Consider the following 13,978-nt stretch of genomic DNA (forward strand, 5'->3'; position numbering starts at 1 on the left):
TATTGTTTAGTTGTCAAATTCAATTGTAAAAGCGGTGCCCTGGTTTACACTACTTGCTATGCTGATCTTTCCACCAAGTGTTTCCACCTGTGTTTTGGTCATGTAAAGCCCCACTCCTTTTCCATCGGTATGTGTATGAAATCTTTTGTAAAGTCCGAAAACCTGTTGCTGATGTCTTGAAAGATCTATGCCCAGCCCGTTATCTTTAAAAATGATTTTTGTTTTGTTCCCGGTATTTTCGGTAGAAATTTCTATAACCGGTTTTATGTGTGGCTGCCTGTATTTGATGCTGTTTGAAATGAGGTTGAAAAAGATGCTGTAGAGATAACTTTTGAAAGTTCTTATTTCGCCTGCCTTTGAAAAATCTGTAATAAATACAACGTTCTCTTTCCTTACCAGGTAATCAATACACTGTTGTACGCTGGTTACAAGTTGTGCAAAACGTACGGTTTCTTTTCGTTCCGTAACCTCGCTTTTTAGCTGCAGAATATAATTAAGGTCTTTGATCACATCATCCAGCTTTTTTACGCAGGTAAGCTGGTCTGCTTTTAGCCGCTCTCTTTTTTCCGCACTTAGCTGCATGGCATGTAACGCGTTGGTAATACCAAGTATGTTTGCAACGGGTGCCCGCAGGTTGTGCGATACGATGTAGGCAAACTGTTCCAGGTCTTTGATCTTTTGCACAAGATCCTGTGTTATCCTGCAGTGTTCCAGTTGCGCCAGCTTTCTTTCTGTAATGTTTCTCGATACCCAGAAAACAGTGCTATCGCTCAGCGGCGAAATACTGGCTTCCATCCACGTTTCAGCATCCTCTCCGCTAAGCCTGTATTCGAAACTGACAGGCTGCTGTTGTTCTATAGCAGCTTTCACACAATTCAAAATTTTTGCTGCTTCATCATGCGGTAAAAAAGCGGCAAGATTCTGCCCTGTAAAATTTGCCTGGTTGTGCATGCTTTCAAAGTAACCTGTAGGCGCAATACTCAGGCAATCGCCATTCGCAGCAAGTACCACAACAAGATCAGTCATGGCAGCAAAAAGGGAGCGCAACTCTGCCTCTGATTGTTTCAGCGCCAGGGCAGTACGTTTGCGGTCATCTGTTTCATGAAAAAATGAAATGATTCTTTTTACACCTGCTATGGTTGCTATGGTGCAACTAACTTCCACCCATATTTTTTGGTGGCCTTTTGTTGTAAGTTGCCATTCCTGTGTATGATGCCTTTCTGCACACGAGGCTGCTTCATCATGCTGTATGCCTGCCTGCAGTGCGCATGGGCTTATTAATGCAATAGCTGCCGGTGAGGCGTTGAGCAATTCATCATGTGTAAAGCCAGTGATCTCACAAGCCCTTTTGTTGGCATTGATAAGCGCACCGGTATTTATGTCCAGTATAAAAATACCTTGATTGGCCTTCTCAAATATTTCACGGTAATTTGCTTCGGCTTTTATAAGTGCAGTCTCGGTTATTTTCTGCGCTGTTATCTCAATGGCCACGCCCAAAATTCCTTTCTTCAGCGTATCTGCCGGCGTATAGCAAACTTTGGTTGTATGAAAAATATGTGTGTCGCCGTTCTTGTCCGTAAAAATATCTTCCGGAAAAATACCCGGTTGCCCCGAAAGCATAACTGTTGCATCTTCTGAAAGAAATTTCTGCGCTTCCGTAGCATGTGGCGCACAATCAGCAATATTTTTATGAATAAGTTTTTGCGGGGAATCGTAACCGTATAATTCTGCAAAACGTTTGTTTACAAAGTTAAAATTGCCCTCACTGTCCCGTGCAAAGATCAGGTGTGGTACAAGATCTATGATCTGCTGCAGGTTATGCTGTGTACGCTGTACGTTATCATGTGCAGTATAAAGATCGGTAATGTCTATATGCATCAGCAACAGGCCGGGTTGCTGCAATGGCTGTGCTCTTGCAGCAATTAACCTGAACCATCTTTTCTTTCCTGCTGTATGGCATGGGTAGATCATGGAAAAACGATCCTGCCTGCCTTCAGCCATTTTCTGCAGAGACTTTACAAGCTTTGAATCACTACCTGCTGCGGCAAAATAATTCTGCCCCACGCCATAATGTTCACTGCTGAAGCCGTTGTTGTCTGCAAATAATTTCCAGTTCTTATTAACGCACTCAATGGTTCCTTCGTTATTGACCAACACAAGGCTTGCAGGTATGGAATCGAACAATGAATGAAACCGGTCATTCAGGCGGTCTGTATTTACAGCGGCATCGTGTAACAATAAAGTATATAAAGAGCGGCCTCTTGTGCAGGTAAACATCAGTGCTGCAACCATACACAACATTGCGGCAGTGCAAATGATAAAGGGGGTTGTAACCGGGCCGGCATGTTGCCATGCGTATATTAGCAGCAACGCTGCACAGCCGGCTGCAAGCATTGCCAGCAGCGCAATACAAAAGGAAAAAGTTCTTTCCGCACATTTCTTTCCATCACGGTAGTTTTTTATACTGCTTAAGATTTTTTGGGATGCCGGCATTTGTATAAATGGCATCACCTGTTGCCACGCTCGGTTCAACGTTCCGCTTTTTATGGCGGCTGCAGCGTTCACGTTGGCAAGGTCGCTGCAATACGTTTGTTACTTATATATTTCAGTGAATGCTTTAAGTGGTTTGCCAGTCGCCGGCAAAGCTTTCAGGTATTTTCATTCGCTGGCGCGCCAAAGCAATTGCAAAATTTCTATTACAAGCGGGTAGCCATAATATTTATCAATCATAAAGTCTGCACCGTTTTCCATACATTTTTGTTGCAGGTAATCATCTTCATAATTCGTCATGATCATTACCTTGGTGGCGGGGCAAATCCTGTTTCTTTCTGCCAGTATAGATAATACACCATTGTCCGGCATATTCATGTCAATCAACATCGCATCTGGTTGTACAATCGTAAGCAAATGGCGGGCAATTACAAAGTTTTGTGCCCTGTACAATGAACTGCCCGAAACTGATTCGAGGATCAGTTCTTCCATAATATCTACGATCGTAGAAGACGTGTCTATGATTAAAATGTGCAGCATTACAAATGCAAAGGACGTTCATTTCACAGGTGTATTGCATAGCCGCCCTGTACTTTTAAATGTCATAATACCGGTAATCATTTTGTAATAGTTTTACTACATGCTCAAAAAATCAATGTCTGAAATGATATGATGTTGTATGGCGTAGCGCGTAAGTTCTGAATTGGTATGTAAGTTAAGCTTGGACATAATGCGGTTGCGGTAGGTGCTTACAGTCGTAACACCAAGAAAAAGTGTTTCCGCAATGTAGGTGATGGTCTTTCCTTTAGCCAGCAGTTTGAAGATCTCGAATTCGCGGTTACTCAGCAGCTCATGCGGTTGTTTATTGTCGTCTGGTAAAAGCAATAACTTCTCCGCTATATCCGCAGTTATATATTTTCTTCCCAGTTTAATTCTTTCGATGGCATGAATCAGTTCATACGGTGCTGCGTTTTTATTTAGATAACCAGATGCGCCTGCCTTCAAAACCCGCAGTGCGTAAATATCATCGGTGTAAATGCTCAAAATAAGCACCGGTATTTTTGGTTTTACCTGTTTGATAAACTGCAGTGCCTCGAGCCCGCTTTTGCCGGGCATTTCGAGATCGGAGATCACAAGGTCAAAGTCTTTTTTTGTTACCTCTGCTACCAGTTTATCACCATCATTCACTTCGGTAATTTCTACAGTGGGGTATTCATCTTTTAATAACTGCATGAGGCCCATTCTAATAAAACTATGGTCGTCTGCAAGTATGATCTTTTTCATATCGGGGAGTTAAACAGGTTGTACAATGTTTGGTAAAATGGCTTTTATGGTTACACCTTTACCCGGCAGTTTAACGATAAATTCACCGCCTAAAGACAATACGCGTTCCCTCATACCGAGCATACCAAACTTATCGTTTGCGGGCATTTGATTATGTTCAAATCCCACACCATCATCACTCACCGTTAGTGTAATCGTTCCGTTTTCATCCGTAAGCCAGGTCACCACATGCTTTGCTTTCGCATACTTGGCAATATTGTTAAGTGCCTCCTGGTATATTCTGAAAAGGCATGTAGTTACAGCTTCTGTTGTATTGATGGTTGTTGCGGGTTTATGAAAAGTAAGTTTCACTTTCGTAAGCGTAGTAAACTGGTTTCCCAGCCAGTCAAGGGCGTCCACAATACCATACATATCGAGAATGTTTGAGCGCAGTTCATTTAATATTCTCCTTACTGAGCGGTTGCTTTGATCCAGCAGTTGTATGATATTTTTTATTTTCCCTTTAACGGGTGAAGCATCTGTCGTCTTTCGATCTATCCAGGCTATATCCATTTTTATGGCCGTAAGCTGTTGGCCAAGCTCATCATGTATTTCCCTGCCTATGCGTTTTCTTTCTTCTTCCCTTACAGACTGCAAGTGCGCCGTAAGCTGGCGTAACTTTTCAGTCGTTTGTTCTATTTCATTCTGTATGAGCAGGCGTTCTGTAAAGTCTACAGCAACCACTACAGGGCATTGCTCGTTTAGGTAGCTGATAGTGGTTACGCTGAAAAAATAGGGAATACGTTTATGCTCTTTGGTAAGCAGGTTGCGTTGTGCGCTGGCGTGACCGTTGCGCATAACCTCGGCCATTTTTTCCTTTATATAGCCCCTGTCTTCCACTGCAAAAAGATCTGTGGGTGTCATCAGCATAAGCTCTGCCGCATCAAACCCCGTCACATCCTCCAGGTTCCTGTTCCAGCGGATGATTGCACCACCCGGCCTGTGAATAAAAAATATCGCAGGAAGGCTATTGATAATAGATTCTGAAAAATCTCTTTCCTTTACAATTTCCTGTGTCGCTATTACTTTGTCTGACACATCGCGGTAATTTGTTACAACTGCATTTACGCCTTCTACATGCAGCAGGTTGGTAAAAGTGCCTTCCATCCAGTAAAAGCTTTCATCTGGTAACATATACCTGACAAGAAATGCTGCAGGCTGTGCAGGCTTTGCCATTGCCTGTGTAAAAGCCATCCTGATTTTTTCCAGGTCATCCGGGAAGACGTGCATCATAGTTGTTTTGGGGTCACTGCCTGCAAGCATGCGTTCACCTGTCGGGCTCCGGTACAATACACGCATTTGTTCATCGATCAATGATATACCTTCGGCACTATGTTCGATCAGCGACCTGAATCTTATCTCGCTGGCGTGGATCTTTTCTTCTGCTTTTATCTTTTCACTTACATCCCTGATATTGAACAATAAACCCCGCACGTCAGGATTTTCCAGCAGGTTGGTTATTACGGCATCCAGCCAGATGTAGTGCCCGTTTTTATGTAGCGTGCGAACGAGAATATTGAGGCTTTTGCCTGGCGTTTCCCGCACAGCAAGTATGGCATCTATAAATGCCTGTTTATCATCCGGGTGCAGGTTGCCGGATATTACACTGCTCAGTTCTTCGTTGGACCAGCCGGTTATTTTCTCTGCCGTCGGGCTGCGGTAAACCAGTTGGAAAGATTCATCGAGCAGCCCGATAAATTCATGGCTGTTTTCAATAAGCGACCGAAAACGTTTTTCGTTTGATACCAGTTTTTGTTCCGCCATAACGCGGTCCGTTACATCCCGGAAATTGAATACGACCGCTCTTATATCTTCATCCGTCAGTTTGTTCACCAGCGCGCCTTCCACATGCAGGTAATGCCCGTTTTTATGGAGGTATCGTATCGAAACCTGGAACACCTCATCAGGTTTTTGAAGCATTTCCTGCATTACCATGGCCGCCCTTTCCTGATCATCAGCATGCAGGTTCGCCAGCACGTTAGACAATGCGGGCTCATCACCGTTCCACCCGGTAATGCGTAATGCAGATGCGCTCCGGTAAACGATCTTCAGGTCTTTGTCAAACAACGTAAATGCGTCTGCACTGTTCTCTATCAATGACCTGAAACGTCTTTCATTGCGTTCCAGTTTTTTCTGTGCATTTATTGTTTCCGTTACATCGCGCAGGTTGAACACGATTGACTGCAAGGCTTCATCGTGCAACATATTTACTGCAGTTCCCTGCAGCCAGAGGTAATAATCGCCTTTTTGTAATATCCTCAGCGATAATGCCACGGCTTTTCCGGGGTTGGCCATTATCTGCATAAAAGCTTCGTTAGCCCTTAACTTGTCTTCAGGATGCAGCAGCTTGATAACAGATCTTCGTACCAGTTCCTCGCGTGACCAGCCGGTTATCCTGTCGCACGAAGGACTGAGGTATACAACTTTAAAGTCTGCATCCACCATGGCGATCATATCATTGTTGTGCTCTATGAGCGCCCTGAATCTTTTTTCGCTTTTATACAATTCAAAAGTGCGTTCCTCAACCTTTGCCTCCAGTTGTTCATTTGCATTTTTTAAAAAATCCTCCAGCCTTTTTCGTGCAGTAATATCTTTAACCATGAATGTAAAAGATGCTATATCGCCATTGTCGTTACGCGTACAGTTGCCGGTTACAGCACCGAAAAAACCTGTGCCATCTTTGGCTTTGTAATAAACTTCTGCCTCCCAATGATTATCGCTGATGATCTGCTGTTCCACTTTTTTGATGTCCGCCATTGAAAATGGCAGAAACCCGATTTCAACAGTTGTTTTTCCAAGTACTTCCTCTTTGCTGTAACCAAACATTTTTTCGGCTCCCCTGTTCCAGCTTAATATCCGGTGTTCTTTATCCCTGGAAAAAACAGCTTCTGAAGAATTTTCTACAATACTTGCCAGGTGATCTACCTGCTTTCTTAACTGTACCTGTTTGGTAATGTCTATGTTGACTGCAACATACCCTGTTATGTCGTGCTGTGCATTCCTGATTACCGTGTTGGATGTGCGGACATAAATCTCCCTTCCATCTTTTCGCTTTCTCTTCAAAACACTCCGCCAATATCCTTCTTCGTTAAGCCGGGCTAACGCTTCCTGGATTGCCTCCGGACTAAGATCTGTTTCAAGAAGTTCGTTGGAGTTTTTCCCGATTGCTTCCTGGCTGGTAAAGCCATAAATAAGCTCTGCCCCACGATTCCAGCTGGTAATAAGCCGGTCTGCATTCAGGATATAAATACCGTCATTGGTCAATTCAATCTGGCGATGGAGATTTTCCAGTTGTTCCTGCACACGCCGCTTTTCTGTTATGTCTTTGGTTATTTTGGCATAACCATAAAAAGCCCCATTATCATCGTACAATGCCGTTATTACAACGTTTGCGAAAAAAACGGCGCCATCTTTCCGTTTTCGCCAGCCTTCTTTTTCGAAATGTCCTTTTTCGCGTGCTGTAGTAAGGTTTATTACAGGTTCATTTTCTTCCAGTTCTTTCGGTGTGTAAAAAATGTCTATACGTTTGCCGATTACTTCTTCGGCAGTATAACCTTTTATGAGGGCGGCCCCTTCATTCCAACTCGCTATCTTACCTTCTTTGTCAAGCAAAAAGATGGCATACTCTTTAACGCCACCTACCAGGAGCTGGAAATTCTTCTCGCTTTTTTTGAGTGCTGTTTCTGCAATTTTTCTTTCGGTGATATCTCTTACGGAAACTGCAAAAAGCCGTTTGTCTCCTGCGTTTACAGGGGAAAGGCTGATTTCTACGGGAAAAGTTGTGCCGTTCTTTTTGAGCGCTTCCAGTTCTAAGCCGGCGCCCATATAACGAACCTTTGGAGCATGACCATAATTTTTTACGTGCTGCTCATGTACAAAACGTAACGATGCAGGAATCAATATTTCAACAGGCTGATTGATCAGTTCATTGCCTGCATATCCAAAAAGCTTTGCTGTCTGGTTATTGACCATTACAATCGAACCCGCCTCATTCACTGCAATCATTGCATCAGGAGCTGTTTCGAAAAGCTCCCGGAACAGCAGTGCTGCGGCCGTATGTGTTGTTTGAAAAACCTGCAGTTTTTGTAACCAGTTGAAAAAAAGGAATGATGCTACTGTTAACCAGATGATGAAGGCAACAGGTTGAAATGATTGAAATGACCCTGGAATGATAACGCCCGAAATACTTATAGCCATGGCTATAAGCAGGAGAATAAATGCACACCGTCGGGATTTAGCCATAATCGGATGTAGGGGTAATTGTTTATAAGCAATTGGTTCAACGTATTGTAAAGTAAGCGTTTAATTCGGCATAACCTAATGATTTATATCAATTGTTGTATGGAGTGTGGGCTATAGCCCGTATGATATAAATCATATTTTGTTCCTCATTTTATTGCTGCCTATTAAAATAGCGAAACAACACTTTGAAGGGGTGCGAACTATATATGTTAAACATATGGCAAGTAAACCTGCAACATTTGAAGTTTTTAATTTGTAAATTTTTTTAGTGAGTGCGAAAGTAATACCACTACGCTGCAGTTGCCATAAAAGTGGAACGATGAACCGAGCGTGGCAACAGGCGATGCCACAAAGTACAAATGCCGGTAACCAAAAGTTTCTCTCAACAAAAAACCGCAGTTGAAAACTGCGGTTCTGGAATATGTTGCTTTACTGCAATGACTAAACTTCTTTCATTTTTTCTGCATCCCAATGCATCACCTTATTCTGGAAATAACTTTCATTACAGGCCAGGCATGGCGCTGCTGCGCGAAAACCAAATACCGGGTCTTCGATCGTTGGTGTGCCCGATCTTACCCCTTCGAAAAAGTTCATAAAGTGGTGTACGTGTTCATCAAAATCTTCCGGCGCTTTGTAAATGATTGGTTTTGTTTCCGGCACTTTTTTATCTGCCTCAGAATATTTTCTATTGTATTCGGCCATCAGTTTGTCCTGCATACTTTTAGGGAAGGTGTTGAACGAATCCCAGCCGCCGATGCCAGGCGCTTTAGGCATTTTATCGTGCGTTACTTTTAGACCATCCCAGCCAAGATCAATGGAGCCTTCGCTACCTGTAATGCGTGTGTAGCCGGTGTCTCCTTCACCACTTACAAAATTTACACGCAATGTAACCTGGAATGCAGGGTGCTCTTTACAATCAGGATATTCAAGAATGGATGTCATTACATCCGGTACATCGCGGCCGTCTTTCCAGTAGGTTAACCCTCCGAGTGAATAAATTTTTGATGGTCCTTTGGAGCCTGTTATAAAATGCAAACCCGTAAGCAGGTGTACAAAGAGATCTCCGGCAACACCGGTACCGCACTCGCGGTAATTGCGCCAGCGGAAAAATTTCTTTTCATCGTACGCTGTTTTGTTTTTGGCGTATTGCTGGTAGCGTTCCCAGTCTACCGTTTGTGGGGAGGAGTCGAGCGGAATAGTGTATTGCCATGCGCCCAATGCACTGTGGCGGTTATTGACGGCCTCAACAGAATTGATCTGTCCTATCTCTCCTGCCAGGTATAACTCTTTCGCCTTTGCGAAGTTTAAACCACTGATGCCCTGGCTGCCCACCTGCATGGCTTTTTTAGAATCTTTCCAGGCATTCACCACATCCCACCCCTGCCCCAGCTGATGCACCATGGGCTTCTCGCTATACACAGCCTTTCCTTTTTTCAAGGCATCTATACTTATGCGGCTGTGCCAGTTGTCGCTCGTTGCCACAATAACGGCATCAATATCTTTACGCTCTAATATTTCTTCGTATTTCCTGGTAGTAAATATATGATCGCCAAACACTTCTTTGGCGCGCTGCAGGCGGCCATCATAAAGGTCGCAACAGGCTACGAGCTCCACGCCCGGCACTTTAAGTGCACTGCTTACATCAGAAAACCCCATTATACCCATACCTATTCCGGCAATGCGAATGGTGTCGCTGGCTGCATATTTTTTTTGCCACGCCAGTATGTGCTTTTCGTGTTGTTCCTGTGCGGCAAGACTTTTGAGCGACCCTGCACCGAGTAGTACTACAGAGCCACCAAGATTTTTGAGAAAGTTTCGGCGGTCAGACATTGTGTTTACAATTTATGGTTAATCGTTAAAGGAAAAATCAGTTTTAGTATGGGCCGGGCAAAAGCACATGCATGATGCTTTTGTTGCGTCGCACTCTTGTACTGCATCACCTTTTTGAGCAACGATACTGCATATGCAAAGCCGCGCCAAACAACGGGCACAACAAATATGTAATACCGGTCCGTGTACAATCAAAAAACCTTGAAGTCATGCTTCAAGGTCTTTTACCTTCCCGATGAAGATAACAAAATTGTGTATTGCTAACTAATTTCCCGTCATAGATAAAGTATCATTATGCCTGTGCTGTTGGTCCGCCAAAGTTCAGCGGCAGTTCTATTTGCTCCAGGTCCTGTATTTTGCCGTTTGCAGCTTCGTAGCGTTCTACATTTTCCTGTAACGCACGCATAAAACGTTTGGCATGCATAGGCGTAAAGATGATGCGTGATTTCACTTTGCTTTTGGGGGTGCCGGGCATTACATTTACAAAATCTATAACAAACTCTGCATGGCTGTGTGTAATAATGGCAAGGTTGGCGTAAGTACCTTCTGCAACTTCTTCAGTAATCTCAATGTTCAACTGGTTATTCTGTGGTGCTTGTTGATCGGCCATATCATTATTTTTTACAAATGTAGCGTTGCAGTAGCATTAAGAAAAAAAGAGTTAAGCAAAGGTGCTTAACTCTTTAGTATTGGAATGTGGTTGAGCAGGTTTGATTAATCCCTGCTTCTGCCCTGGTAAATGAGAATGTATTGTACCAGCATGGCAATAGATGCAAGCGCAGCCACCACGTATGTAAGCGCGGCCCATTTCAGCGCATCTTTTGCTTTATCATGCTCAGCACCTCGTGCCATATTTGTAGTCTCGAGCCATTTCAATGCCCTGGCAGATGCGTCGAACTCTACCGGCAGTGTAATAACGGAGAACAAGGTAGAAACGGCGAATAAAACAATGCCTATCAATAAAACAACCTGGCTGCCACCGCCAAAAGTAAAAAGACCAAGCCCCGCCAGGATAACCCATTGTGCAAGGTTACTGCTTACCTGTACGGCAGGTACCATTTTGGAGCGTAGCATCAACATGGAATAGGCTGTGGCATGCTGCACTGCATGGCCGCACTCATGCGCAGCAACTGCGGCAGCAGAAACCGACCTGCCGGCATATACATCAGGGCTTAGATTGACTGTTTTCTTTGTGGGGTCGTAGTGGTCACTTAAAAAACCGTTTACAGATACAACCTGCACGTCGTATATGCCATTGTCCCGGAGCATTTTTTCAGCAATTTCTTTACCGCTTAATCCGCTGGATAAAGGAACTTTTCCATACATAGCAAATTTGCTCTTCAGCCTGAACTGAACAACCATGCCAATAAGCATAAATACAAGAGAGATAATAATTATTCCTGGTGTCATTTAATAAGTGTTTGTATGTAGTGTCCAAGAAATATACCACCCGTATGGGTATGACGAATTAGCAGTAATGCAGGGATGTAAAGCAAACATTCCTGCATGCTGCAGGTATCTTATGCGTTACTTTGATATAATACATTGGTTGATTTGGTTTTAATATTATTCTCCTATATTTATAGACATTTTAAAATTCTAACATTTGCTTATGAACAATCTGTTTTATGCTGTTCCTGCCATGGGAATAATAGGTCTTCTTTATACACTGATCAAATTCAACTGGGTAGCCCGGCAAGATCCGGGAAATGCACGTATGCAGGAGATCAGCAAATACATTGCTGAAGGAGCTATGGCTTTCTTAAAAGCTGAGTGGAAGATACTTTCTTACTTCGTTGCCATCACAGCAGTTCTGCTGGGTGTTATGGCGTATAGCAATCCAGAATCTCATTGGTCCATTGCTATTTCCTTTATTGTTGGTGGGGTGTTCAGTGCAACTGCCGGATACATCGGTATGCGTGTGGCAACCAAGGCTAACGTACGTACCGCGCAGGCTGCAAGAACAAGCCTTGCAAAAGCATTGAATGTTTCTTTTACCGGGGGCTCGGTTATGGGGCTGGGTGTTGCCGGCCTTGCAGTACTTGGGCTCGGCAGTATCTTCATAATACTGTATATGACTTTTGTGGGCGACTATGTTAGTGGCACCGAAGAGTTTAAAACTGCCATGCTTAAATCAATAGAAGTACTCACCGGTTTTTCCCTGGGTGCTGAATCAATTGCATTGTTTGCCCGTGTTGGCGGTGGTATTTATACCAAGGCTGCAGATGTGGGTGCAGATCTTGTAGGAAAAGTAGAAGCAGGCATTCCTGAGGATGATCCGCGCAACCCTGCAACTATTGCAGACAATGTGGGCGATAATGTGGGCGACGTAGCTGGTATGGGTGCAGATCTGTTTGGCTCTTATGTGGCTACCGTACTTGCCACAATGGTACTTGGGCAGGAGACAGTTTCGAATGATATGTTTGGCGGCCTGGCTCCCGTTCTCTTACCAATGCTTATAGCGGCAACCGGCATCATCTTTTCCATTGTCGCAACTTTCTTTGTGAAAATAAGTGAAAGCGCAGGCATTAGTAATGCTGTTGTACAAAAAGCATTGAATATGGGCAACTGGGGCTCTATGATACTGGCTGGTGCTGCAAGTGTAGGACTGGTGTATTACCTGTTGCCGGAAACGATGTCTTTACGTGGCATCGAGTTTAGCAAATGGGGCGTTTTGGGCGCTATCGCTGTGGGTTTGGTTGTAGGTACTTTAATGAGTATGATAACCGAATATTACACTGCTATGGGTAAACGCCCGGTATTGAGTATTATACGTCAAAGCGCCACCGGCCACGGTACAAACGTAATAGGCGGACTAGCCGTAGGTATGGAGTCTACATTTCTTCCTATTCTTGTGCTCGCAGGCGGTATTTATGGTTCATATTATTGCGCCGGCTTGTACGGTGTGGCCATTGCAGCTGCAGGTATGATGGCCACAACGGCTATGCAACTTGCCATAGATGCATTTGGACCTATTGCAGATAATGCGGGTGGTATTGCTGAAATGAGCGAGTTACCACCCGATGTTCGCGAAAAAACTGACGTGCTGGATGCTGTAGGAAATACCACTGCCGCAACCGGTAAGGGTTTTGCCATTGCCTCTGCTGCATTAACCGCCCTTGCTTTATTTGCTGCGTTTGTAGGTGTTGCCGGTATAGATGGTATTGATATTTACAAGGCTGATGTACTGGCCTCCCTCTTCGTGGGTGGCATGATCCCTTTTATTTTTTCGTCACTTGCTATTCGTGCCGTTGGCCAGGCAGCTATGGCAATGGTTGAAGAAGTGCGCCGCCAGTTCCGCACTATTCCCGGAATTATGGAAGGTACAGGTAAACCTGAGTATGATAAATGCGTTGCCATTTCTACCGAAGCATCATTAAAAAAGATGATGTTACCCGGCGCCATTGCCATTATTTCTCCATTAATCATTGGTTTCCTGCTGGGGCCCGAAGCATTGGGTGGCTTTCTTGCAGGCGCAACGGTAAGTGGTGTATTAATGGGTATGTTTCAAAACAATGCGGGTGGCGCATGGGATAATGCCAAGAAAAGTTTTGAAAAAGGTGTTGAAATAAACGGGCAGATCTACAAAAAGAAAAGTGAACCCCACAAGGCCGCGGTAACAGGCGATACCGTTGGTGATCCTTTTAAAGATACTTCAGGCCCTTCTATGAACATTCTTATTAAACTCATGTCAATTGTATCATTGGTTATTGCACCAACACTCGCACAAATGCACGGTACCGAAGGCTCGGCAATGAATACGCAAAAAACCGGCAATGTTTACTCGCAGGCAAGCTCCCAAAAAGAACAACTGGTTGAGGCATTGAGGGCAGATTACCCATCAAAGGATAATGAAGTAAATACCATTAAAATAAAGGATGGTCATATAACGGTGAATGACCACATGCTGTCTGACGAGGAACTTAAAAAATACAGTGCTTACCTCGGGAAAGGCACAGATATTGAACTGACTGAAACAATAACACCATAAGTTTTCTACCGTCAACCATAAAAACGTCCCCGGCGTAACTGCCGGGGATTTTTTTTGTGTACCAGGCGACACCACTTTATGCATCGCCTGTTGCGTCGCACG

At 44.0% G+C, this 13,978-nt stretch carries 8 protein-coding genes; 1 reads left to right on the forward strand and 7 read right to left on the reverse strand.

Annotated features, from left to right (window positions below; all coding sequences use genetic code 11):
• Nucleotides 1-6: 6 nt before the first annotated feature.
• From I5907_RS15910 to I5907_RS15940, 7 genes are all read right to left on the reverse strand, one after another.
• On the reverse strand, nucleotides 7-2,532 hold the full coding sequence (locus tag I5907_RS15910) for a PAS domain S-box protein (RefSeq protein WP_196991793.1): 2,526 nt from the start codon (nucleotides 2,530-2,532) through the stop codon (nucleotides 7-9).
• A 126-nt stretch (nucleotides 2,533-2,658) separates the two neighbouring features.
• Nucleotides 2,659-3,030 carry a response regulator gene (locus I5907_RS15915; protein WP_196991794.1) on the reverse strand — a complete coding sequence of 124 codons (372 nt, stop codon included), beginning with the start codon at nucleotides 3,028-3,030 and terminating at the stop codon, nucleotides 2,659-2,661.
• A 96-nt stretch (nucleotides 3,031-3,126) separates the two neighbouring features.
• Entirely contained in the window at nucleotides 3,127-3,774 is a 648-nt protein-coding gene (locus I5907_RS15920) for a response regulator (RefSeq protein ID WP_196991795.1), read from the reverse strand.
• 9 nt (nucleotides 3,775-3,783) lie between these two features.
• Nucleotides 3,784-8,055 (reverse strand): sensor histidine kinase, encoded by a 4,272-nt coding sequence (locus I5907_RS15925; RefSeq protein WP_196991796.1) that lies wholly within the window; start codon nucleotides 8,053-8,055, stop codon nucleotides 3,784-3,786.
• Between the two features lie 441 nt (nucleotides 8,056-8,496).
• Entirely contained in the window at nucleotides 8,497-9,885 is a 1,389-nt protein-coding gene (locus I5907_RS15930; RefSeq protein WP_196991797.1) for a Gfo/Idh/MocA family protein, read from the reverse strand.
• 292 nt (nucleotides 9,886-10,177) lie between these two features.
• Nucleotides 10,178-10,495, reverse strand: a complete 318-nt coding sequence (locus tag I5907_RS15935) for a DUF3467 domain-containing protein (protein ID WP_196991798.1) — start codon at nucleotides 10,493-10,495, stop codon at nucleotides 10,178-10,180.
• Between the two features lie 104 nt (nucleotides 10,496-10,599).
• Complete coding sequence (locus I5907_RS15940; protein WP_196991799.1) at nucleotides 10,600-11,295, reverse strand: zinc metallopeptidase; 696 nt, start codon at nucleotides 11,293-11,295, stop codon at nucleotides 10,600-10,602.
• Nucleotides 11,296-11,497: 202 nt separating this feature from the next.
• On the opposite strand from I5907_RS15940, the gene I5907_RS15945 reads away from it, so the two are divergent.
• The gene (locus I5907_RS15945) at nucleotides 11,498-13,876 is read left to right on the forward strand and encodes a sodium-translocating pyrophosphatase (RefSeq protein ID WP_196991800.1); all 2,379 of its coding nucleotides are present in this window, start codon (nucleotides 11,498-11,500) and stop codon (nucleotides 13,874-13,876) included.
• Nucleotides 13,877-13,978 lie beyond the last annotated feature (102 nt).

Origin of the sequence: Panacibacter microcysteis (assembly GCF_015831355.1) — a bacterium.
Lineage (GTDB): Bacteria > Bacteroidota > Bacteroidia > Chitinophagales > Chitinophagaceae > Panacibacter > Panacibacter microcysteis.

Excerpts from the sequence above, each read along its gene's own strand:
- I5907_RS15940 (WP_196991799.1), bottom strand. The coding sequence starts at position 11,295 with ATGACACCAGGAATAATTATTATCTCTCTTGTATTTATGCTTATTGGC.
- I5907_RS15945 (WP_196991800.1), top strand. The coding sequence starts at position 11,498 with ATGAACAATCTGTTTTATGCTGTTCCTGCCATGGGAATAATAGGTCTT.
- I5907_RS15935 (WP_196991798.1), bottom strand. The coding sequence starts at position 10,495 with ATGGCCGATCAACAAGCACCACAGAATAACCAGTTGAACATTGAGATT.
- I5907_RS15915 (WP_196991794.1), bottom strand. The coding sequence starts at position 3,030 with ATGCTGCACATTTTAATCATAGACACGTCTTCTACGATCGTAGATATT.
- I5907_RS15925 (WP_196991796.1), bottom strand. The coding sequence starts at position 8,055 with ATGGCTAAATCCCGACGGTGTGCATTTATTCTCCTGCTTATAGCCATG.
- I5907_RS15920 (WP_196991795.1), bottom strand. The coding sequence starts at position 3,774 with ATGAAAAAGATCATACTTGCAGACGACCATAGTTTTATTAGAATGGGC.
- I5907_RS15930 (WP_196991797.1), bottom strand. The coding sequence starts at position 9,885 with ATGTCTGACCGCCGAAACTTTCTCAAAAATCTTGGTGGCTCTGTAGTA.